Annotated in this window: 15 protein-coding genes; 11 read left to right on the top strand and 4 right to left on the bottom strand. The window is 65.9% G+C overall.

What is annotated here, in order from left to right; genetic code table 11:
* Positions 1-48: 48 nt before the first annotated feature.
* Together P9K36_RS01755 and P9K36_RS01750 are read left to right on the top strand one after the other, a co-directional pair.
* Entirely contained in the window at positions 49-1,575 is a 1,527-nt protein-coding gene (locus P9K36_RS01755; protein WP_043755223.1) for an ATPase domain-containing protein, read from the top strand.
* Positions 1,575-3,629, top strand: a complete 2,055-nt coding sequence (locus P9K36_RS01750; protein WP_043755219.1) for a PAS domain-containing sensor histidine kinase — start codon at positions 1,575-1,577, stop codon at positions 3,627-3,629. Before P9K36_RS01755 ends, P9K36_RS01750 begins: the two co-directional genes overlap by 1 nt.
* 87 nt (positions 3,630-3,716) lie before the next feature.
* Here the strand turns inward: P9K36_RS01750 and P9K36_RS01745 are convergent, their stop codons facing one another.
* Positions 3,717-4,232 carry a hypothetical protein gene (locus P9K36_RS01745; protein WP_236961646.1) on the bottom strand — a complete coding sequence of 172 codons (516 nt, stop codon included), beginning with the start codon at positions 4,230-4,232 and terminating at the stop codon, positions 3,717-3,719.
* On the opposite strand from P9K36_RS01745, the gene P9K36_RS01740 reads away from it, so the two are divergent.
* From P9K36_RS01740 to P9K36_RS01710, 7 genes are all read left to right on the top strand, one after another.
* Entirely contained in the window at positions 4,216-4,599 is a 384-nt protein-coding gene (locus tag P9K36_RS01740) for a response regulator (RefSeq protein WP_052083516.1), read from the top strand. The two genes, P9K36_RS01745 and P9K36_RS01740, sit on opposite strands and share 17 nt — an antisense overlap.
* Positions 4,600-4,703: 104 nt before the next feature.
* The gene (locus P9K36_RS01735) at positions 4,704-5,057 is read left to right on the top strand and encodes a response regulator (protein ID WP_043755216.1); all 354 of its coding nucleotides are present in this window, start codon (positions 4,704-4,706) and stop codon (positions 5,055-5,057) included.
* Positions 5,058-5,198: 141 nt separating this feature from the next.
* Positions 5,199-5,429, top strand: coding sequence for a hypothetical protein (locus P9K36_RS01730; protein ID WP_124262911.1), 231 nt, complete (start codon positions 5,199-5,201; stop codon positions 5,427-5,429).
* Between the two features lie 494 nt (positions 5,430-5,923).
* Positions 5,924-6,157: a hypothetical protein gene (locus P9K36_RS01725; RefSeq protein ID WP_043382083.1), complete on the top strand. Its 234-nt coding sequence runs from the start codon at positions 5,924-5,926 to the stop codon at positions 6,155-6,157.
* 122 nt (positions 6,158-6,279) lie between these two features.
* Complete coding sequence (locus P9K36_RS01720; protein WP_083683717.1) at positions 6,280-6,723, top strand: hypothetical protein; 444 nt, start codon at positions 6,280-6,282, stop codon at positions 6,721-6,723.
* A gap of 257 nt (positions 6,724-6,980) precedes the next feature.
* Positions 6,981-12,794: a HAMP domain-containing protein gene (locus tag P9K36_RS01715; protein WP_111473139.1), complete on the top strand. Its 5,814-nt coding sequence runs from the start codon at positions 6,981-6,983 to the stop codon at positions 12,792-12,794.
* Positions 12,791-14,863, top strand: a complete 2,073-nt coding sequence (locus P9K36_RS01710; protein ID WP_278306500.1) for a response regulator — start codon at positions 12,791-12,793, stop codon at positions 14,861-14,863. The genes P9K36_RS01715 and P9K36_RS01710 overlap by 4 nt, the downstream gene beginning before the upstream one ends.
* 240 nt (positions 14,864-15,103) lie before the next feature.
* Here the strand turns inward: P9K36_RS01710 and P9K36_RS01705 are convergent, their stop codons facing one another.
* Entirely contained in the window at positions 15,104-17,758 is a 2,655-nt protein-coding gene (locus tag P9K36_RS01705) for an MHYT domain-containing protein (RefSeq protein WP_278306499.1), read from the bottom strand.
* A 717-nt stretch (positions 17,759-18,475) separates the two neighbouring features.
* Between P9K36_RS01705 and P9K36_RS01700 the strand changes: the two genes are divergently transcribed.
* Together P9K36_RS01700 and fghA are read left to right on the top strand one after the other, a co-directional pair.
* Positions 18,476-19,612 (top strand): S-(hydroxymethyl)glutathione dehydrogenase/class III alcohol dehydrogenase, encoded by a 1,137-nt coding sequence (locus tag P9K36_RS01700; RefSeq protein WP_043382090.1) that lies wholly within the window; start codon positions 18,476-18,478, stop codon positions 19,610-19,612.
* A 134-nt stretch (positions 19,613-19,746) separates the two neighbouring features.
* Positions 19,747-20,580 (top strand): S-formylglutathione hydrolase, encoded by an 834-nt coding sequence (fghA, locus tag P9K36_RS01695; RefSeq protein WP_043755210.1) that lies wholly within the window; start codon positions 19,747-19,749, stop codon positions 20,578-20,580.
* A gap of 330 nt (positions 20,581-20,910) precedes the next feature.
* On the opposite strand, the gene P9K36_RS01690 is transcribed toward fghA, so the two are convergent.
* Both P9K36_RS01690 and P9K36_RS01685 read right to left on the bottom strand, forming a co-directional pair.
* Positions 20,911-21,123, bottom strand: a complete 213-nt coding sequence (locus P9K36_RS01690; RefSeq protein WP_124262912.1) for a hypothetical protein — start codon at positions 21,121-21,123, stop codon at positions 20,911-20,913.
* Positions 21,124-21,167: 44 nt separating this feature from the next.
* A complete protein-coding gene (locus P9K36_RS01685; RefSeq protein ID WP_111473142.1) occupies positions 21,168-22,532 on the bottom strand; it encodes an LLM class flavin-dependent oxidoreductase in 1,365 nt (454 codons plus the stop codon).
* Positions 22,533-22,544 lie beyond the last annotated feature (12 nt).

Below are 22,544 nucleotides of genomic sequence, written 5' to 3'. Positions count from 1 at the left end.
GGGAAAACGTTGAAGCAATAATCTGGATAGGCGCGACGCATCAGTATCATGGCAGAAGACAGTTCCGGCTCCGCCACACCGCGCGGCGTTCACGGGCGCATATCCACCGGCGTTCCCGGCCTCGACGAGGTCCTGTGCGGTGGCCTCACGCAGGATCGACTATACTTGCTCGAGGGCACACCGGGCACCGGCAAGACTACACTCTCACTGCAGTTCCTGCTCGACGGCGCCGCGCGTGGTGAGCGCGGCCTCTACGTCACACTATCCGAGAACAAAGATGAGCTGTGTGCTGCAGCCGCCTCGCACGGCTGGTCGCTCGACGGCATCGAGATCTACGAACTCGTCAACGAGTTCGGCCTCGATCCCGACAGCGAGCAGTCGATCCTGCACCCGTCGGAGATCGAGCTGGGCGAGACCGTCAGGGACGTCATTGCTCGCGTCGACGATTTGAAGCCGGCGCGGGTCGTCTTCGACAGCCTGTCCGAGCTGCGCCTGCTGGCCCAGAATCCGCTGCGCTATCGTCGTCAGATCCTGGCCCTCAAACAATATTTCGCCCGACGCAGCTGCACCGTTCTCATGCTCGACGACCGCACGTCGGAGCCGGGTGACCAGCAACTTCACAGCATCGCCCACGGGGTGATCTCGCTGGAGCAGGCACCGCGCGAGTTCGGCTCCGAGCGCCGTCGGCTGCGCATCGTCAAGATGCGCGGCATCAAGTTCCGCGGCGGCTATCATGACTTCGCCCTCGACACCGGCGGTCTGACGGTCTTTCCTCGCCTCGTCGCCGCCGAGCACCACGCGACGTTCGATCCGACCGCCGCCTCGACCGGGTCCAACGAGCTCGATCTGCTGCTCGGCGGCGGCTTGGTGCCCGGCACCAATACCCTGCTGATCGGCCCGTCGGGAGTCGGGAAGACCACGACGGCGCTCGGGTGCATGCTGGCCGCCTTGGAGCGGGGTGAGTCGGCGACCTACTTCCTGTTCGACGAGGGGCTCGCCACCCTGCTCGCCCGTTCCGCGATGCTCAACATGAACCTGTCCCCGCACATAGAGGCGGGCCGGCTGACGATCACCCAAATTGACCCGGCGGAACTCGCTCCGGGTGAGTTCGCCACCCATGTTCGGCATGCGGTGGAGAAGCGCCGCTCCAGGTTCGTCGTCATCGACAGTCTGAACGCCTACCTGCACGCGATGCCGGGCGAGGAATTCCTCATCCTGCAGATGCACGAGCTTCTGAACTACCTGAATCAACAGGGCGTCACGACGCTGCTGGTTCTCGGACAGCACGGCATCATCGGTGATGTCCAGACCGACGTCGACCTCAGCTATCTCAGTGACGGCATCCTGCTGTTCCGGTTCTTCGAGGCGAAGGGAGAGGTCCGCACCGCCGTTTCTGTGGTGAAGAGCCGGGTGAATGCGCATGAGCGCACGATCCGTGAGTTGAAGCTCACGAGTCAGGGGCTGCGGGTCGGCTCGGCCCTGGACGACTTCCAAGGTGTGCTCACGGGGCTGCCCTCTTACCGAGGGAGAGTCGCGCTGTTGCCGGACGACGCTCCCCTCGGAAGCCAAGCTTGATGCCTCAGCCGCCGGATCACGAAGGGCGCGTCCTCGTCCTGGCGCCGCGCGGGCGTGACGCGGCGGTGATCGCGCAGGTGCTCGACCGCGTCGGCACGCCGACCGAGGTCTGTGCCGACGTGTCGGATTGCGTGACGGGCCTGAAGGCGGGGGCCGGAGCCGCTTTGGTCACCGAGGAGGTGCTCGCCGGGGCGGATACGGGAGCCTTATTCGCCTGGCTCGACGCGCAGCCCGCTTGGTCCGACTTCCCGTTCATCGTCCTGGCGACGCGGCAGACAGGCCGCCGGTCGGAATCCGCCGCCGGCATCCTCGCGCGGATCGGAAACGTCGTCCTGCTGGAACGCCCGATTAATGCCGAGACCCTGATCAGTGCCGCCGAATCGGCGCTGCGGGCGCGCCGGCGCCAGTATCAGGTGCGCAGCCTCCTGGCCGGTCGTGAACGGACGCAGGAGCACTTGCGCCTCCTCAACGAGGGTCTCGAACGGCGGGTTGCCGAGCGGACCCGCGAGGTCGAGGCCGCCCGGGAGACCCTGGCCTTCGCCCTCGAAGCGGCCGGCATGGGCTCGTGGGACCTCGATCTCGCGAACGGAACCTCCCGTCATTCCCCGCGCTTCGATGCCATCTTCGGGTATTCTGACCCGTGTCCATCGTGGACCCGAGGCACGTTTCTCGCCCATGTCGTCGAGGAGGACCGTCCCGCGGTCGAGCAGGCGTTCTCGGCCATCCCGGAGACCGGCCGGATCGACCTGGAATGCCGCATCACGCGCCAGGACGGCGCCGGGCGCTGGGTCGCGGCGAAAGGGCAGGTCACATACGACGCGTCCGGCGTACCGACCCGCATTGCCGGGATCTTGGTGGATCGAACCGACCAGCGCATCACCGAGGACGCGCTGCGCCAGGCACAGAAGATGGAAGCCATCGGTCAGCTGACCGGCGGCGTGGCCCACGACTTCAACAACCTCCTCACCGTCATCGTCGGCGGCCTCGACATGATGCTTCGCCGGCCCGAGCAGACCGACCGCGTGAAGCGGCTGGCCGAGGCGGCGATGAGCGCAGCCCGGCGCGGCGAGCAGCTCACGCAGCAGCTCCTGGCCTTCTCCCGCCGGCAGATGCTGCGGCCACAGACGCTCAACCCGAACCGCCTGCTGCTCGACTTCAGACCGCTGGCCGAACGGGCGGCCACGGGTGCCGTCGAGCTGGTGTTCAACCTCGACCCGGCGCTCGATCCGATCCGCATCGATCCGGCACAATTCGAGGCGGCGGTGCTGAACCTGATCGTGAACGCCCGCGACGCCATTGAGGGCCGCGACGGCCACGCCCGCATCGCGGTCGTGAGCCGCAACGTCCACCTTGGCACCGCGGCCGTCGCCGACCAGGGGGTGCCCCCAGGGCCCTACGTGGTCGTATCGGTCAGCGACACCGGCAGCGGCATTCCACCCGACGCGCTCCAGCGTGTATTCGAGCCGTTCTTCACCACCAAGGAGGTCGGCAAGGGAACGGGGCTCGGCCTGTCCCAGGTCTACGGCTTCACGCGCAGCGCCAAGGGCTTTGCTCAGATCGAGTCCGAGATCGGCTCGGGCACAACGGTCAACCTGTACTTTCCGCGTTCGACCGACCCGGCCGGCGATGAGACGGGCGCCGCTTCGGCGAGCTCGATCCCGCTGCGCCGCGCCGGCGAGGGCGAGACGGTTCTGTTGGTCGAGGACGACGAGCAGGTGCTCGGGATGGCTGTCGAGAGCCTGGAGGAGCTGCGCTACCGGGTCATCATCGCTCGAAACGCCGTCGAGGCTCTTGAGCACCTTCGCGGCGTGGAGCGGATCGACATTCTGTTTTCCGACGTCGTGATGCCGGGCGGGATGAACGGATCACAGCTGGCGGTCGAGGCACAGAAGCTTCGGCCAAGTGTCAAGGTCCTGCTCACATCAGGCTACGTCGCAAACCTCGACGAGGGTCAGGTCATCGGTCGAGGCGAGATGCCGGTCCTGAACAAGCCCTACCGCCGCGACGAGCTCGCCCGCTCGCTGCGCCTGGTCCTGGGGGGAGAGGGACGTTGACGCGACACCGAGGACGATCTGGTTTGTTAGAGGCTTTGCACAATGAAGAGCGCGAGGGAGATACACTCTGCGCCGGGAGTATAGGCATCAGACTCTGAGCCTGTCATGTTCGGGGTTCGGCGCGCGCATTCGACCGATCTCGCCGCGTTCGAAGCTCTGCTGTATTCTAACAACCGACTTGCTCGGGCCGACACCATCGCGCGTGTTCGCTGCTCCGGCGGGATCTACGGCGTGGATTACAGGATCGTTCATCCCGGCGGGCAGATCCGCCGGTTGCGCTCGCGCGGGCGCGTGCAGGTAGACGAGGAGGGCCAGCCGGTCCGGCACCGCGGCGTGGTTTTCGACATCGACGCGTACAAGCGCGCCGAAGAGGAGCAGAAGACGGTCGAGGCGCAAGTGCGGACGCGCGAGGCGCGCCTGTACGCCATCCCCGACACGATGACTGAAGGCATGATCGTCGTCGACGAACGCGGCATCATCCCTTCGTTCAACCCTGCTGCCGAGCGCATCTTCGGCTACCGGTCGGCCGAGATCGTGGGTCGGAAGATCAGTCTGGTGCTGCCGGAGCCGGATCGCGACCGATCCTATGCGGCCTGTCGTCATGGTGACGGGGCAGGAAGATCCGTCGCGCGCGGTCGAGGCGATGAAGCTCGGGGCCTGCGACTTCAGCGAGAAACCGTTCGACGAGAGAGCCCTTATACGACTTTTGCGCGCCACCCTGGAACGCGGCTGCGTGACCGAGACGGGGTCGAACACGCGGCGAGTGCACATCCGCCGGATCGCCGAGTGCGAGCGACACGTTCTGGACCACTTGGTCGGCGGGGACACCAACCAGGAAATCGGTCGCGTGCTCGACTTCAGCCCGCGCCTGGTCGGGATTGATCGGGCGAAGCGCATCACCAAAACGCAGGCGGCCCACCGACAGAAGCTGGTGCGTTGGTGGATGCTGAGCGGTCTCCGGTGGGTTTGATCCTCCGCAATTCGACGGAACCGCGGAAGTGGCAGCGTCATTTCCCGCTCTATGGTGCCAGTCGAGTTGGTAGGCGAACGGACCCTGTCTTCCAGGATAGCGTCATGCCGATCTTCATCGTGGACGACGATGCCGCCATTTTAAGTTCAGCACGGTTCATGCTGGAGGGCGAAGGTTACACGGTCGCCACGTTCGAGTCGGGCAGCAAGCTGATCGCCGCATTTCCGCAGGCGAAACCGTGCTGCATCGTGATCGACTACGTGCTGCCGGACATGACGGGGCTGGATGCCTATGAACGCGTGCGGTCTTCGGGCGGGACCGCTCCGGTGATCATCATCACAGGCCATCCGAGCGCCGCGATCCGCGAGAAGGTGCGGCAGGCTGGCTTGCCGCTGGTCGAAAAGGCCTTCGTCGAGGACCTGCTCAGCGCCATCGAGGCGATAGGTCCGCTGCATTGACCATACGTTCTTGGACGGAGGCTGGACGGCGAGCAGAACGTCATTCTGGGGCAAGGGAAAACCAGATCTATTGGTGCCTGTTCGGATCAGGGACCGCAATGCGCGAGTGAATCCTTCCGGCACCTGATGGCCGAGCGCGGCATGGACTGCTTCATGCGCCGGTCGGGCGATGCGTGGGACCGCGCGACCAAGGAAGGCCGTTTCTCGTCGCTGACGATCGCGCGCACGGCCCCGAGGACCGACTGCACGCGGCACGAGGCGCCCGCGGATGTGTTCGATGACATCGAGCGCTTCTATAGCCCGACAAGGCGGCTCTCGACCTTGGGCTGTCTCGAACCTGTCGAATTCCAGTACCATGCTCGATTTGCTTAAGATGTTATCTGTCGAACCGGCTACAGGCTAATTTACGGACGGCGCACAGGCTCGCCAAGTCATCGCGATTTGGTCAACGGACACACTCCATAGGCAGCCAAATCGGTCGGATTGCTTCTGATCCCGGCGCGATTCTGCGGCGTCCTCACCGTATTCCAGCTGAAAAACTCGGCCGCGCCGATCCCCAATCCGCTTGCCGGCTCCAGGGCCACTGAGGTTTCGCCGACGTCGTCCTTACAGGCGGAACGCGATGCGGGCGCTACTTGAAGTAATTATGCTTCCGCTCCGTGAACACCGACGCAGATATTTTGCATCGCTTTCCCATGTTGCCGCGTTCTATTAACAAGCGAACCGGTATTCCGGTACGATTTCTGACATGAAGGAGGCGCGAATGCTGCGCGGTGGAATGCTGTGGTTGCTGGGGATCCCGCTGCCAATTATCCTGCTGTTGTGGTTCTTCGGCGTGTTCCACTGAGCGCCGGTGGGCCAGCATCATGCCCTACACAGTCGAGATCACAACGCTCGCGGCGCAGGTCGACGGCGAGGAACGGCCAGCAAGGCTGTACCAGTTGCCCGACCCCTTCAGCACGCTGGCCGAAGCCAAGGAAGCCGCTGTCACCCACATAGCGGGGCTCGGGCTCGATCCTTCCTGTGTCCTCTACAACGTGTTCGACCGCGAGGGCTTCACGGTGGCATCCAATGCTGAACAGATGGCAGGGTCCGGGTGACGTCAAAGCCGCTGGCCAGCACCGCTATGCTGGTGAGGAGCTGGGCCTATCAGAAGTAAGCGTTTGGAGACGCGTCTTCCTGAGCAAAACCCGCTGGACGGCGCGTAAACGCCTTTTCGCTCATGGCCGACGACGCGTGCGCCGACGACGGGGTGCTGGAGACGGTGCAGCGGGCCTGGACGCGCCAGGATGACGTCACGCCAAGCTCGAACTTGGAGGCGCGGCTCTGCACCATCAGCCACAATCCGTTTCATGCGGCGTGCCGCGAGCGCAGGCGCGTGATCGGAAATGTGGACGGCTCCGTTACGACTCAGCGCGCCGCGCCCGCGGCCCACGAGCACCGCTCCGATCTGCCGACCGTCCGGTCGCCCATCGGTCAGCTGCCTGAGATGTGGCGCGGGGGTCTGCTGCTCGTGAGCGCGCGAGACTTAACCTATGAGGCGGCCGCCGAAGTGATGGGCTGTCAAACCGGTCCTGTGAAAAGCCGGGCGCGCCGCGCCCGGGCCTGGCGCGTTGCGAATCCTGCCGGCGAGGAGCACCTCAACTTGCGCGGGCATCCATGCTGACCTGTCCGGAGGCACCGAACCGGCCTGACACGGCCATGCCAGTGTGAGCGTATTCGTTTCTGTCAGATCTGCTCCGAAACTAGTTTTACACAGGACGAGGCTCGCGATTCGGCTTAATCCCGAGTTCCAAACGATTGAGCAACCCGCTGGGCTGAGCTCAATTGCCGTGCCACTTCGGTGGTGGTCACTCGTAGTCGCTGACGATTCGGATGGCTGACACGCTTAGCCATGCGGATCTACCCTGAGGTTGTTTCCGCATGACGCCGACTACGTCGCAGTTGGAGCCGAAGCTCCTCCTGAAGAGCCTCCGCGCCTTTCGGAAAGGTGACTTCTCGATCCGGCTGCCGCTGGATCTCACGGGCATCGATGGCGAGATCGCGGACGCGTTCAACGACATTCTCGAACTCAATCAGGGTCTCGCCCGGGAACTCGACCGGGTTGCTCGTGCCGTGGGCAAGGACGGGCGCATCGGCGAGCGTGGCAAGCTTCCGGCCGCGACCGGCGGATGGAACGACTGTGTCGACTCGGTCAACACGATGATCGGAGATCTCGTTCAACCGACCACCGAAGTGGCCCGCGTCATCGGGGCGGTCGCGAAAGGCGACCTCGGTCAGACCATGCAGATCGAGATCGAGGGCCGCCCGTTGAGGGGCGAGTTCCTCCGCATCGGCAAAGTGGTCAACACGATGGTCGACCAGCTGAACTCCTTTGCCTCGGAGGTGACCCGCGTGGCCCGGGAGGTTGGCTCGGAGGGCAAGCTCGGCGGACAGGCCAAGGTCAAGGGCGTCGGCGGAACCTGGAAGGACCTCACCGACAACGTGAACCTGATGGCGGCCAATCTGACAGGCCAAGTCCGCAATATCGCGGAGGTCACCACTGCCGTGGCCAATGGCGATCTGTCCAAGAAGATCACTGTCGATGTGAAAGGTGAGATCCTCGACCTGAAATCGACCATCAACACAATGGTCGATCAGCTCAATTCCTTCGCCTCGGAGGTCACGCGCGTTGCCAAGGAGGTGGGTTCGGAAGGCAAGCTTGGAGGCCAGGCTCAGGTCAAGGGCGTCGGTGGTGTCTGGAAGGACTTGACCGACAACGTCAACATGATGGCCGAGAATCTGACGGGCCAAGTACGTAACATCGCCGAAGTCACGACCGCGGTCGCGCGTGGCGACCTCTCCAAGAAGATCACCGTCGACGTCAAAGGCGAGATCCTGGCGCTGAAGCTGACCATCAACACGATGGTGGACCAGCTCAACTCCTTCGCCTCCGAGGTGACACGTGTCGCCCGCGAGGTCGGCACGGAGGGCAAGCTCGGCGGTCAGGCCCAGGTGGAAGGCGTCGGTGGGACCTGGAAGGACCTCACCGACAACGTGAACATGATGGCGGCCAACCTCACCGGCCAGGTGCGCAACATCGCCGACGTCACGACTGCGGTGGCCAATGGCGACCTGTCCAAGAAGATCACCGTGGACGTGCGCGGTGAGATCCTAGAGCTGAAGAACACCATCAACACGATGGTGGATCAGCTTAATTCCTTCGCCTCAGAGGTGACCCGCGTCGCGCGCGAGGTCGGCTCGGAGGGGAAGCTCGGCGGGCAGGCCCAAGTTCCTGGGGTCGCCGGTACCTGGGCCGATCTCACCGACAACGTGAACCTGATGGCCGCCAACCTCACCGGCCAGGTGCGCAACATCGCCGACGTGACCACCGCGGTGGCCAACGGCGATCTGTCCAAGAAGATCACCGTGGACGTGCGCGGCGAAATTCTGGAGCTGAAGAACACCATCAACACGATGGTGGATCAGCTCAATTCCTTCGCCTCGGAGGTAACCCGCGTCGCCAAGGAGGTCGGCTCGGAGGGGAAACTCGGCGGGCAGGCCCGCGTCGAAGGCGTGGCAGGAACCTGGGCCGATCTCACCGACAACGTGAACCTCATGGCCGCCAACCTGACCGGTCAGGTGCGCAACATCGCCGACGTGACCACCGCGGTGGCCAATGGCGACCTGTCCAAGAAGATCACCGTCGACGTGAAGGGCGAGATCCTGGAGCTGAAATCGACCATCAACACGATGGTGGATCAACTCAACTCCTTCGCCTCGGAGGTGACCCGCGTCGCCCGCGAAGTCGGCACGGAAGGCAAGCTCGGCGGGCAGGCGCAGGTCAAGGGCGTCGGCGGCGTATGGAAAGGCTTGACCGACAACGTGAACATGATGGCGGCCAATCTGACGGGCCAGGTGCGCAACATCGCCGAGGTCACAACCGCGGTGGCCAACGGCGATCTCTCCAAGAAGATCACCGTGGCCGTCGAAGGCGAGATCCTGGAATTGAAGTCGACCATCAACACGATGGTGGATCAGCTCAACTCCTTCGCCTCGGAGGTGGTCCGCGTCGCCCGCGAGGTTGGCATCGAGGGCAAGCTCGGCGGACAGGCACAGGTCCGCGGCGTCGGCGGAACCTGGAAGGATCTCACCGACAACGTCAACATGATGGCCGCGAACCTCACCGGTCAGGTGCGCAACATCGCCGACGTCACGACTGCGGTGGCCAACGGCGATCTGTCCAAGAAGATCACCGTCGACGTGAAGGGTGAGATCCTGGAGCTGAAATCGACCATCAACACGATGGTGGATCAGCTCAACTCCTTCGCCTCGGAGGTGACCCGCGTTGCCCGTGAGGTCGGCTCGGAGGGCAAGCTCGGCGGACAGGCACAGGTCCGCGGCGTCGGCGGAACCTGGAAGGACCTCACCGACAACGTGAACATGATGGCGGCCAACCTGACCGGTCAGGTCCGCGGCATCGCGGATGTCGTCACGGCGGTGGCCCAGGGCGACCTCACGCGGAAACTCTCGGTCGATGCCAAGGGCGAGATCGCCGCCCTGGCCGACACCGTCAACGAGATGATCGAGACGCTCGCCACCTTTGCCGACCAAGTCACCAACGTGGCCCGCGAGGTGGGCGTCGAAGGGAAGCTCGGCGGTCAGGCCCGGGTGCCGGGTGCCGCCGGGCTGTGGCGCGATCTCACCGACAACGTGAACCAGCTCGCGGCAAACCTGACGACCCAGGTGCGCGCCATCGCCGAAGTGGCGACGGCGGTGACGAAGGGCGACCTCGCACGCTCGATCTCGGTCGAGGCTTCCGGCGAAGTCGCCTCGTTGAAGGACAACATCAACGAGATGATCCGCAATCTGCGGGACACGACCCTCAAGAACGCCGAGCAGGACTGGCTGAAGACGAACCTCGCCAAGTTCACGCGCATGCTGCAGGGCGAGCGCGACCTCGCCACCGTCTCAAATCTGATCCTGTCCGAGATCGCGTCGCTCGTGAATGCCCAGCGCGGCGTGTTCTTCATGGTGGAGGACGATGGCGGAGAGCCGGTTCTGGATCTGATGGCGAGCTATGCCTTCACGGAGCGCAAGAACCTGTCGAACCGGTATCGCCTCCGTCAGGGTCTCGTGGGCCAATGCGCCTTCGAGAAAAAGCGCATCACCCTCACCAACGTGCCCGGCGACTACATCACCATCGGCTCGGCTCTCGGCGAGGCACCACCCCTCAACATCATCGTCCTGCCAGTCCTGTTCGAGCAGGAAGTTCGGGCAGTCATCGAGCTGGCGTCGTTCAACCGTTTCAGTGAGACCCATCAGTCCTTCCTTGACCAACTGACCGAATCCATCGGGATCGTGCTCAACACGATTGCCGCCAACATGCGGACCGAAGGTCTCCTCAAGCAGTCGCAGCTCCTGACCGGCGAATTACAGAGCCGGCAAGAGGAGCTGAAGAAGACGAACGACCGCCTTGAACTTCAGGCGGCCTCCCTGCAGCAATCCGAGGATCTGCTGAAGAGCCAGCGCGAGCGCCTGCAGCAGACCAACGAGGAGCTGGAGGAGAAGGCGCGGCTGCTCGAAATCCAGAAGCGCGAGGTCGAAGGCAAGAACCGCGAGGTCTCCGTTGCCAAGACGGCGCTGGAGGAGAAGGCCGAGCAGCTGAGCCTGACCTCGCGCTACAAGTCGCAGTTCCTGGCCAACATGAGCCACGAGCTGCGCACGCCGCTCAACAGCCTGTTGATCCTCTCGAAGCTTCTCTCCGAGAACCGCGACGGGAACCTTACGGACAAGCAGCGGGAGTTTGCCAAGACGATCAACGCAGCCGGGACCGACCTCCTGTCGCTCATCAACGACATCCTCGATCTCTCCAAGATCGAGTCCGGGACGGTGTCGCTCGAAGTCGGCGATGTCGCGCTGCAAGATCTCGTCGAGAACCTCGAAAGGACCTTCCGCCAGCTGGCCGAGGACCGCCACCTTGCCTTCGTGATCGATGTCGAGCCCGGCCTGCCGCGGTCGGTACGCACGGATTCCAAGCGCCTGCAGCAGGTTCTCCGCAACCTTCTCTCCAACGCCTTCAAATTCACCGAGACGGGCAGCGTTTCGCTCAAGATCGGCTCGGCCGAGGGGTCGCCGCTGCGCGCCGGGAGCCAGTGGATGGCCCTTTCCGTAACCGATACCGGTATCGGCATCGCTGAGGATAAGCAGCGGATCATCTTCGAGGCGTTTCAGCAGGCCGACGGGACCACGAGCCGCAAGTATGGCGGCACCGGCCTCGGCCTCGCCATCAGCCGCGAGATCGCCCGCCTGCTGGGCGGCGAGATCGTGGTCGAGAGCCGCATCGGTTCGGGCAGCACCTTCACCCTGTTCCTGCCCTTCGAACCGCCCGTTCAGGCAGTCACGGGCCGCGCATGGGAGACGGCCGCGGGGACCGGAAATGCCGCGCTGACCGGCCGCCAGCCGAACGCCGCGATGGCCCTTTCGGCCGCCGCGGACGACCGCCATGCCATCCACCCGGGGGATCATATCGTGCTCATCGTCGAGGACGACGCGATGTTCGCCTCGGTGCTGCTGGAACTTGCGCGCGAACGCGGCTTCAAAGGCTTGATCGCGCAAGACGGTGCCGGCGCGCTGAGCCTCGCCCACCGCTTCAAGCCGCACGCCATCACCCTCGATATCGGCCTGCCCGACATGGACGGCTGGGCCCTGCTCGACCTCCTGAAGAACAACTCCCGCACCCGCCACATCCCGATCCACGTCATCTCCGTCAACGACGAGAAGAAGCGCGGCCTGCGCGCCGGCGCGTTCGGCTTTCTGGAGAAGCCCGTGGAGCGCGAGGGCCTGCTGCGGGCCCTGGAGCTCTCGAAGGATTTCATCACGCGGCCCGTCCGCAACCTTCTGCTCGTCGAGGACGACGAGAACCAGCGCGCCAGCATCACGGCGCTCCTGAGCGAGGAGGACGTCAAGATTTTCGGGGTCGGCACGGCGTCGGCCGCACTGGAAGCCCTGACCGGCGGCCGGTTCGACTGTGCGATCATCGATCTCGGCTTGCCCGATATCGGTGGTTCCGAGCTGATCGAGCAGATCCGCGCCTCGCAGGACGGGGAGGAACTGCCGATCATCGTCTATACCGGTCGGGCGCTCACGCCCGCCGAAGAGCAGCAGCTGAGGCAGACCGCCTCGACGATCATCATCAAGGACACGCGCTCGTCCGAGCGACTCCTCGACGAGACCGCCCTGTTCCTGCATCGGGCCATCGCCAGCGCCCCGGCCGACGAGCAGGGTCTCGGCGATCGCAGTGACGGGGTGTCTCTCCAGGGCTGCCGGGTCATCCTGATCGACGACGACCTGCGTAACATCTTCTCGCTCACGAGCGCCCTGGAGCAGCACGGGCTTGAGGTTCTGTTCGCGGAGAACGGGCATGACGGCATCGCGCTGCTCGAATCCCATCCGAACATCGACGCGATGTTGATCGACATCATGATGCCAGGAATGGACGGCTACGAGACGATGCGCGCGATCCGGGTCCAGGGCGCCTTCCGAAGCCTGCCGCTGATCGCCGTGACCGCGAAGGCCATGAAGGGCGACCGCGAGAAGTGCCTCGAGGCGGGCGCGTCGGATTATGTCTCGAAGCCGATCGACATGGACGAGCTGCTGGCCGTGCTGCGGGTGCAGTTGGCACGACGGGGCGAGATCGCCGACGGTGTGACGCCGCTGCGCGCGGGAGCGAGAGACTTCGAGCGGCAACCCCGATGAGCCGCCGACTGGATCCCCATCCGGCTGGTCCGGACGATACCGCGGGACAGCTCGGCTTACCCACCGAGCTGGCCCCGGTCCGAGCCAAGATCCTGATCGTCGATGACGACCAGCGTAATCTGCTTGCCGCCTCTGAGATTCTAGCCGATCCCGAGACCGACTTGATTCTGGCGAACTCGCCGGAAAAAGCCCTACGCCGGGCCCTCCGGGAGGACTTCGCCCTCATTCTGCTCGACGTACAGATGCCGCGCATGGACGGCTACGAGGTGGCCGCCCTCATCCGCAGCCGCTCGCGCACATCCCGTGTCCCGATCCTGTTCCTCACGGCCCACAACAAGGACGATATCCACATCTTCCGCGGTTACTCCGCCGGCGCGGTCGATTATGTGTTCAAGCCGATCCAGCCTTTGGTGCTGAAGTCGAAGGTCGATGTCTTCGTCGATCTTTACCGCAAGACCGAAGAGATCAAGCGCAACGCGACTGCCGAGAAGCGTCTGCTCCTGGAGAACCTTCGCGTACGCGGTGAGAAACTGGAAGCCGAGCAGGCGCTGCGCAGGCGGGAAGAGCATCAGGCCGCTGTCCTGCGCGGCCTTCCCATCGCCCTCTACACCTCACCGATCGGCGTCGCCGACCGACGCCTCTACTTCACCAACGACAGCATCGCGCGCATCACCGGCTTCTCGCGCGAGACCTTCGCCACCTCCGGCCTCTGGAGCTCCCGCCTCGAAGCAGACGACCGTGAGCGGGTGTCGGCGGCGCTTTGCGCGGTCCTCGAGACCGGCGAGGTGGCTCTGGAATATCGCTGGCGCAACGCGGATGGCATGGAGCGGCACATCCTCGACCAGATCGCGGTGAACCGTGATGAGAGCGGCACGGCGGTCGAACTCTTCGGGATGTGGTTCGACGTGACGGAGCGCAAGGAACTTGAGCTCAATTTGCAGCACGCTTCGAAGCTCGAGGCAGTGGGCCGCCTAACCGGCGGGATCGCGCACGATTTCAACAACATGTTGAGCATCGTCATCGGCAATCTCGACTTGGTCAAGGGCGCGTTGCTGGGCAACGAGAAGGCGCACCGCCGCATCGAGAGCGCCATCGAGGGGGCCCATCGCTGCGCCGAACTCACCAGCCGGCTGCTGGCCTTCTCACGACGCTCCCCTCTCCAGCCGAAGGCGCTGACCTTCGCGAACTTCATTCCTGGCCTGATCAAGCTTCTGGAGCGCACGCTCGGCGAGCGGATCACGATCTCCGCGGATCTGGAGGCGGGACTGCCGGAAGTCTGTGTCGATCACGCTCAGTTCGAGGCCGCTCTCATCAACCTCGCGGTGAATGCCCGGGACGCGATGCCGAATGGAGGGACATTGGACATCCGCATCAGGCGCCGGGACCCCACTGGGCCGGAGGGGGTCGAGGACGTGCGTTTCATAGAGATCACGGTCGCCGACTCGGGCACGGGGATGTCACCTGATGTTCTGGCGCGCGTCTTCGAACCCTTCTTCACGACGAAGGAGGTCGGCAAAGGCACGGGCCTCGGTCTGAGCATGGTCTACGGCTTCGTGCAGCAGAGCGGCGGGACCATCGTTGTCGACAGCACGCCGCATCAAGGCACCCGTTTCCTCGTCACGATGCCCGTGCTCGCTGAAGGAAGTCCCAGATCGGAAGAATGCGCTGCGGGTGCGACGAACGAGCCGCCGAATCCGATGAATGGTGCGGGTAGGGCCGTGCTTGTCGTCGAGGACGACGCCGATGTTCGCTCGACCGTTGTCTCGACCCTCGAGGCCCTCGCGTTCGAGGTGCTCAGTGCGCATGATGCCAGCGAGGCTCTGCGCGTTCTGCGGAGGGAGGCGAATATCTGCCTCGTTTTCAGCGACGTGAACATGCCCGGCACGATGAACGGCATCGAGCTCGGACACATCATCCGGCAGCAATGGCCACACATGCAGATCCTGCTGGCCTCCGGTTACCTTCGGGAAGGTCAGGATGCCAATGACTTCCCCTTGCTGCAGAAACCATTCCGTGCGGACGACTTGATTGACAACCTGCGGGAGCTGCTTGGCAACGCGCGGGGGTGAAGCTTTCTCGATCGCGCCCGAGAGAATCGACAGCGGAACGCGTGCCGATCGCAGACAGGCGCGGCGATTTTGCCCGGCAGAGATCCCCGGGATCTGTGGAGATCCGCCGTCCCCGCGTATCGGCACAGGGCTGCCGGCGTTCGGGTTCCCGGTAAGACGGCCAGCGGTGCCCCAAGACGGTGCGTGCGAACGTCACCCGGGCGACGCCGGTTGTCGAGGGATGGACGCGCGGCCTGTCGATCAGCCGTCCGTCGCACGCACCGGGATGGACGGGTTCAGTCGGCCGAGCCGGCCGACTTCCGCGGCAACGTCCTGCAAGCTGGCGTCACCCTTGCGCAAGATCCGGTCGGCGGCAGACAGATCATGACGCTCTTCCTCCGAGACGTCGCGGGCACTCAGGACGACCACCGGAACTTCGTCGCCGCCTGGCATTGCCCGCAGGGCGCGCAGGAATGCGAAGCCGTCCATCACCGGCATGGTCAGGTCGAGGAGCACGAGCCCCGGGCGCGCCGCGCGCACGCTGGCCAGGGCCTCGGCCCCGTCGCCGGCCTCCCGAACCGCGAACCCCTGGCGCCCCAGCACGGTGCGGAGCCGGCGCCGCATCTCGGCGTCGTCATCCACCACCAGCACGTCGCCCGCGCCGGCGCCGATCCGGTCGAGCACCCCCTTCAGGCGGCTCCAGTCCACCGGCTTCGGAAGCGAACCGGCCGCCCCGAGCGCGGCCCCGAGTGCGGCATCGGCCACGAAGCTGACCATGATCACCGGGATGTCCCGGGTGGCCTCGTCGCGCTTCAGCGCGGCGAGCACGGCCCAGCCGTCCATCTCCGGCATCATCACGTCGAGCAGCACCGCGACGGGCTGCAACTGGCGTGCGAGTTCGAGACCCGACCGTCCGTCGACCGCAGCCTGGGCCGAAAAGCCCTGGCGGGCCAGGAAGCGGATCATCAGCTCGCGCTGGCTGGACTCGTCGTCGACGACCAGAACCAGACCGCGCGTGCCGTCCGCCGTGCCACCGTGAAGGGCCGGAGGATGCCCATCCGCGATCTCGGGCCCGGGCATGGTCGCCGGCAGTGTGAGGGTGAAGGTCGTGCCCCGACCTTCGGCGCTGTCCGCGGAGACGTCGCCGCCCATCAGATTGGCGAAGGCCTTGGTCAGGGCCAAGCCCAGTCCCGTGCCGCCGTATTTGCGCGTCGTCGATTCGTCGGCCTGCACGAACCTCTGGAACAGCCCGGCGAGCTGCTCGGGCGTCATGCCGATGCCGGTATCCGACACGGCGAAGGTCAGCCGGTCACCGTGGGGTCCGGGCTCGCGCCGGACCCGCAACGTCACGGTCCCACCCTCGGTGAACTTGGCGGCGTTGCCGAGCAGATTGAACAGGCACTGGCGCAGTTTCACCGCGTCGGTCTGTGCATGGCCGAGGTCCGGAGCAAGGTCGAGGACGAGGCGGTTGCCCTTCTTGGCCACGAGACCCTCGACGGTCGCGGCGGCGTCTCGCACGAAGGCCTCGACGGCGACGTCCTCGGCCAGGACGTCCATCTTCTCGGCCTCGACCTTCGAGAGGTCGAGGACGTCGTTGATCAGCCCGAGAAGGTGCTGGGCGTTCGAGCGGATCTTTCCGAGATCGGCCTGGAACGTGTCCTGCCCGAGATCCTCCGCCTCCTCCTGAAGCATCTCGGCGTAGCCGATGACCGCCGAGAGCGGCGTGCGCAGCTCGTGGCTCATGTTGGCGAGGAACGCGCTCTTGGCGCGGTTGGCGGCTTCGGCCGCATCCCGGGCATCCCGCAAGGCGGCCTCGTGGGCGTGACGGGCGCTGACATCCGCGTGGACGCCGACCCATTCGCGGATCGCCCCGTCCGCATCCCGCACGGGCACGGCGCGCACCGCGTAGTGCCGCCAGCTGCCATCCGATGCGCGGACGCGGTGTTCCACGGCGTAGGCGCCGCCCGTCCGGGACGCCTCCTGCCAGATCCGGTTCGTCTCGGGGAAATCCTCCGGGTGGATCGCTTTCGCCCAGCCGCGACCGCGATACTCAGCGAAGGTATGGCCCGTGATCTGCTCCCAGCCCGGCTGCTCCTCGATGAAGTCGCCTGCAGCGTTCGTCGTCCACATCACGCCATCGACGGCCCGGACCGCGGAGCGGAAGCGCGCTTCGCTGACGTGTAGGCGCCGCTGGGTGCGCCGCTGGTCGAACGAACCCGCCATCATCGCCAGGAACAGGACGACGAAGGTGATACCGGCCACCGCCAGGGCGAGATCCTGCTGGCCAGTGGACAGGACGGCCGCGTGGGCCGGGTGAGCACCCGCCTCCTCGGCTGTGAAGGTCGCGGCGGCCATGCCGGTGTAGTGCATGCCGGCGACCGCCAGCCCCATGACGCCGGCGGCCATGAGCCTCTGCCAGGGGCGGTTGCGCCGGAAGGTGAGCCACAGGGCGGCGGTCGATGCGGTGACGGCGATGGCGACCGACGCCGCGACGATGCGCGGGTCGTAGGCCAGGTTCCCCGGGACCCGCATCGCGGCCATGCCGGTATAGTGCATGGCCGCCACGCCCAGGCCCATCGCCGAGCCCGCGACGAGCAGCGGAGCGGTGGCGATGCCTTCCCGCGCCACCCAGGCAAAGGCCGCGGCCGTGCTGCCCACAGCGATCAACAGCGACAGGACGGTCGTGCCGAGGTCGTACCGCGCCGGCATGCCCATCTCGAAGGCAAGCATCCCGACGAAATGCATGGCCCAGATGCCACCGCCCATGGCGAACGCGGCGGCTGCGGCCCAGGCCCAGCGCGGACCGGAATCGGGCTGGCGGATGCGCGCTCCGAGGTCGAGCGCCGCATAGGATGCGAACACCGCGATCACGATGGAGAGCGCCACAAGGGCCGGGCTGTAGCCGGTATGGATCATACGAGGATCGATCAGGGAGAGGTCGGGCGTCGGGCGCTCGGGAGGACGGACGAATCTGCGGGCGGCGACGGAGCGTGTCCACTCACCGATGCGTTTGGCTTCGGTATCCGCCCGCGCGGGACGCCGATAGCGTGGCATTGTCGCGCGACGACCGCGGTAAAGAGGTCAGCTCAGGCCTCCCGCGAGCCCGAATCCCATTCCGGGGATGAGAGATCGGGGTCGGCTCACGCATGTAGCTGGGCCCGCCCACGCTGGCGGACCGTGACGGGCACCCCTCATGCACCGACGCGGACGAAAGATTCACGCAGCGCGTGGCGCGTGCGACTCCGGGCGACGGTCGTGCCCATATCGTCCCAGGGCAGGATCGCCGATCAGCGCGCGTCCGGATCCCGTCAGCACCGTGGGCATGGCCGAGCGGAGTCGGGGACAGCCACGGGTCGATTTCGGCCAAGCCGTCTGGTCCCGTCGGCGTCGGACCTGGTGCAACCGTCGCAGTCGGCGCGCGCCATGCAGGATGCGGATGGGACCCATTCCCCGGATCTGCCGGAACCGCGACGCCAGGGTCAAAATGCGGACGCAGACGTTGCATCCGAGCGCCAGAAGCATCACACACGCACCAGATTTCCGGACCGTTCGGTGCGCCGCCCATGAGCGAGGCGCACCGAAGAGTCGGCAGTTCGGCGCCGTCCGTGATCGTCCAGACAACAGGAACTTGTGATGAAGACGCGCGCGGCTGTCGCGTGGGAGGCCAAGAAGCCTCTCACGATCGAGACCATCGACATCGAGGGGCCCAAGGCCGGCGAGGTTCTCGTCGAGCTGATGGCCACCGGGATCTGCCACACCGATGCCTACACGCTGTCGGGCCTGGATTCCGAGGGCAAGTTCCCGGCGATCCTCGGCCATGAGGGCGCGGGCATCGTCCGCGAGGTCGGCGCCGGCGTCACCACGCTGAAGCCCGGCGACCATGTCATCCCGCTCTACACGCCGGAATGCCGCAACTGTAAGTCCTGCCTGTCCCAGCGCACCAACCTGTGCACCGCGATCCGGGCGACCCAGGGCCAGGGCGTGATGCCGGACGGCACGAGCCGCTTCTCCTGCGTCTCCACCGGCGGCAGCCCGGGCGGTTCGAGCACCGTGTTCCACTACATGGGCTGCTCGACCTTCTCGAACTTCACGGTCCTGCCCGCCATCGCGCTGGCCAAGATCCGCGAAGACGCCCCCTTCGACAAGATCTGCTACATCGGCTGCGGCGTGACCACCGGGATCGGAGCAGTGATCTACACCGCCAAGGTCTGGCCGGGCGCCAACGTGGTGGTGTTCGGTCTCGGCGGCATCGGCCTCAACGTGCTCCAGGCCGCCCGGATGGTCGGTGCCGACAAGATCATCGGCGTCGACATCAACCCGGAGAAGCAGGCCATGGCCCGCAAATTCGGCATGACCGACTTCATCAATCCGAACGAGGTCGGAACCGACAAGGTGGTTCAGGCCATCGTCGATCTCACCGGCGGCGGCGCCGATTTCTCCTTCGACTGCACCGGCAACGTCCACGTGATGCGCCAGGCCCTCGAGTGCTGCCATCGCGGCTGGGGCGAGTCGATCGTCATCGGCGTGGCGGAAGCCGGCCGCGAGATCTCGACCCGTCCGTTCCAGCTCGTCACCGGCCGCGTCTGGAAGGGTTCGGCGTTCGGCGGCGCGCGCGGACGCACGGACGTGCCGAAGATCGTCGACTGGTACATGGAGGGTAAGATCAACATCGACGATCTGATCACCCACACCATGCCGCTGGAGGAGATCAACCACGGCTTCGACCTCATGCACGAGGGCAAGTCGATCCGCTCCGTGGTCGTCTACTAAGGAAGACAGATCCGGGGCTCCCCCGCCTACGAGGTCGGTGAGCCCCACGCACGCCCCCGCATTCCCGGAGCCCCGGTGCCCGCGATCCGGCCCCCGAGCGGGGCTCTCGGCGCCCGAGCAGGAGATCACAGCTGATGGAAACCGTCTCGAAGGCCCGCGCCCACGGCGGCACGCAGGGCGTCTACAAGCACGACGCGCAGACCACCGGATGCCCGATGACCTTCGCGGTGTTCGTGCCGCCCCAGGCCGAGAAGGGACCAGTCCCGGTGCTGTGGTACCTGTCCGGGCTGACCTGCACGCACGCCAACGTCATGGACAAGGGTGAGTATCGCAAGGCGGCAGCCGATCATGGTGTGATCGTCGTGGCTCCGGATACCAGCCCGCGCGGTCCCGGGATCCCGGACGAAGAGGGCAACTGGCAGTTCGGCTCCGGTGCCGGTTTCTATCTGGACGCCACCGAGGCGCCCTATGCGAAGAACTACAAGATGTGGAGCTACGTGACTGAGGAGTTGCCGGCCCTGATCGCGCAGGAATTCCCCGCCGATCTGTCGCGCCAGGGCATCTTCGGCCATTCCATGGGCGGCCACGGGGCGCTCACCATCGCGCTGACCTACCCGGAACGCTTCAAGTCCTGCTCCGCATTCGCGCCGATCGCACAGCCGTCCACGGCCGGCTGGTCGAAGCCTGCCTTCGAGAAGTACCTCGGGTCCGACCCGGCCGCCTGGCGCGCCCACGACGCCACCGCGCTGATCGAGGACGGCAAGCGCTTCCCCGAGATCCTGGTGGATCAGGGCACCGCCGACAGCTTCCTTCAGGACGGTCTGCGCCCCTGGCTGCTTGAGGAGGCCTGCAAGAAGGCCGGCATCGCGCTGACGCTCAACATGCGCGAGGGCTACGACCACTCCTACTACTTCATCTCGACCTTCATGGCCGACCACATCGCCTGGGCTGCCGCGCGCCTGAAGTAAGTTTGTTAGCACCATCGGCGCAGTCGGGAAGCGATGCTTCCCGACCTCGGGTGGAAGATGCCGTCCTGGGCGCCCGCGGAGGCTCGATTCCCCCGCTTTCGGGAAGCCCAGGCGGTTTTCCGCATGCCCGACATGGATCGGTTGGAGCTCGTCCGCTTGTGCAGCGCGCCCTCTGCAAGGCGGACGTTTGACTTCCGGCCAGACCAACGCACGCCGGATCGCCGAAGCCCGCAAGACCGGGCATCCGGGTTTGAGCTCCATTCGGCTGAACGGCGAGGGGCAGAAACGTCCCCCGAAGCCGGCACGGTTCCGGGGCGAGATCGATCCGCTTCACGTACCGGACCGGAACCAGGCCGACCGACTGGCGCGACGTCTGTCAGGACAGGATCCCGGCGGCGCGCCCGGACATCTCGGGACCTCGTCGTTGCGAACCCAACGGTCGCCCTGCTCAATCGGGTGTCCGGCCACCAAACCGGCAACGGCGGCGACACCGCCCTTCAGAAAGCGCCGCCGGGCGGGGATATCCGTGTCGTCGTCGGTCATGGCCGTGCGATCCGAAGTCGAAGGCGCTTGCGGCCGGGGCACAGTCATGCCGCTCCCCGGTCGGACGCAGCGTGCGGCGTGGAGAACCGGTCGGCGGGACGCGGCAGGCCGAGATTCTCCCGCAGGGTCGTCCCCTCGTATGCCTCCCGGAATAGGCCTCTTCGGCGCAGTTCGGGGATCACCAGGGAAACGAAATCGTCGAGGCCTCCGGGCAGGGTCGGCGGCATGATGTTGAAGCCATCCGCGCCATAAGCCTCGAAGCGCTCCTGCAGGGCGTCCGCGATCTGCGTCGGCGTACCGACGATCGTCCAATGTCCACGGGCGCTGGCGGCCCGCAGGTACAATGCGCGGATCGTCAGCCCTTCGCGGCGGGCGAGACGGAGGAAGAGATCCTGACGGCTCTTGCCGCCGTCGGTCTCCGGAAGATCCGGCACGAGGGCATCGTCCGGGTAGGCGGAGAGATCGGCGCCGATGAGCTGCTGCAAGAGCGCGCGGCCGACCACCGGATGAATCAGCTCCTGCAGGGACGCGAATTTGTCCTGCGCCTCGGCCTCCGTCCGGCCCACGACGGGGAAGGCGCCCGGCATGATCTTGAGGTGGTCGGGGTTGCGGCCGTGGCGTGCCATCCGATGCTTCACGTCGCCGTAGAAATCCACCGCGTCCTCCAAGGTCTGCTGGGCGGTGAAGATCACTTCGGCGGTGCGGGCGGCGAGGGCTTTGCCCGCCTCCGAAGAGCCGGCCTGAACCACCACGGGATGCCCCTGCGGCGGTCGGGGGACGTTGAGCGGCCCCCTCACCGAGAAATGCGCGCCCACGTGCGCGAGCAGGCCGAGCTTGTCCGGATCGAAGAAGCGGCCGGTCTCGCGGTCGCGCACGAAGGCGTCGTCCGCGTAGGAATCCCAGAGGCCGCGGACGACGTCCACGAATTCCTCCGCTCGGGCGTAGCGGTTGGCGTGGGCGAGATGGCTCTCCCGGCTGAAGTTCCAGGCCTCGCGCGGATCGGCGGAGGTGACGAGGTTCCAGCCCGCCCGGCCGCCGCTCAGGTGATCGAGCGAGGCAAACTTCCGCGCGACATGGAACGGCTCGTTGTAGGTCGTGGAGGCGGTCGCCACGAGCCCGATGCGCTCGGTGACCGCCGACAGGTGGGACAGCAGCGTCAGGGGCTCGAACTGGCCGACATAGCGGATCGCCGTGCGGCTCAGGGCGTCGAGATCGTCCCCGCGAATGCTGACGCCGTCCGCGAGGAAGAGCAGATCGAACTTCGCGGCCTCCGCGGTCCGGGCGATCTGCCGGTAATGGGCGGCGTTGATCCCGGCATCGGCCTGGGACGACGGATGCCGCCACGCGGCGACGTGGTGGCCGCCGGGATACAGGAACGCGCCCAGGCGCATGCGGTCGCGGCGTGCCATGCCCGTCGCCCC

The organism is Methylobacterium sp. 391_Methyba4, from assembly GCF_029691625.1.
In the GTDB taxonomy this organism is placed as follows: Bacteria; Pseudomonadota; Alphaproteobacteria; order Rhizobiales; family Beijerinckiaceae; genus Methylobacterium; species Methylobacterium fujisawaense.
Note: the sequence above shows the minus strand (reverse complement) of the source record. Positions and strands in the feature narration are given on the sequence as shown.

Bases quoted from the DNA above. Each gene is read 5' to 3' on its own strand.
- P9K36_RS01730 (WP_124262911.1), top strand. From the start codon at position 5,199: ATGGACTGCTTCATGCGCCGGTCGGGCGATGCGTGGGACCGCGCGACC.
- P9K36_RS01735 (WP_043755216.1), top strand. From the start codon at position 4,704: ATGCCGATCTTCATCGTGGACGACGATGCCGCCATTTTAAGTTCAGCA.
- P9K36_RS01690 (WP_124262912.1), bottom strand. From the start codon at position 21,123: ATGACCGACGACGACACGGATATCCCCGCCCGGCGGCGCTTTCTGAAG.
- P9K36_RS01750 (WP_043755219.1), top strand. From the start codon at position 1,575: ATGCCTCAGCCGCCGGATCACGAAGGGCGCGTCCTCGTCCTGGCGCCG.
- P9K36_RS01685 (WP_111473142.1), bottom strand. From the start codon at position 22,532: ATGGCACGCCGCGACCGCATGCGCCTGGGCGCGTTCCTGTATCCCGGC.
- P9K36_RS01710 (WP_278306500.1), top strand. From the start codon at position 12,791: ATGAGCCGCCGACTGGATCCCCATCCGGCTGGTCCGGACGATACCGCG.
- P9K36_RS01745 (WP_236961646.1), bottom strand. From the start codon at position 4,232: ATGACGACAGGCCGCATAGGATCGGTCGCGATCCGGCTCCGGCAGCAC.
- P9K36_RS01700 (WP_043382090.1), top strand. From the start codon at position 18,476: ATGAAGACGCGCGCGGCTGTCGCGTGGGAGGCCAAGAAGCCTCTCACG.
- P9K36_RS01740 (WP_052083516.1), top strand. From the start codon at position 4,216: ATGCGGCCTGTCGTCATGGTGACGGGGCAGGAAGATCCGTCGCGCGCG.
- P9K36_RS01755 (WP_043755223.1), top strand. From the start codon at position 49: ATGGCAGAAGACAGTTCCGGCTCCGCCACACCGCGCGGCGTTCACGGG.
- P9K36_RS01725 (WP_043382083.1), top strand. From the start codon at position 5,924: ATGCCCTACACAGTCGAGATCACAACGCTCGCGGCGCAGGTCGACGGC.
- fghA (WP_043755210.1), top strand. From the start codon at position 19,747: ATGGAAACCGTCTCGAAGGCCCGCGCCCACGGCGGCACGCAGGGCGTC.
- P9K36_RS01715 (WP_111473139.1), top strand. From the start codon at position 6,981: ATGACGCCGACTACGTCGCAGTTGGAGCCGAAGCTCCTCCTGAAGAGC.
- P9K36_RS01705 (WP_278306499.1), bottom strand. From the start codon at position 17,758: ATGATCCATACCGGCTACAGCCCGGCCCTTGTGGCGCTCTCCATCGTG.
- P9K36_RS01720 (WP_083683717.1), top strand. From the start codon at position 6,280: ATGGCCGACGACGCGTGCGCCGACGACGGGGTGCTGGAGACGGTGCAG.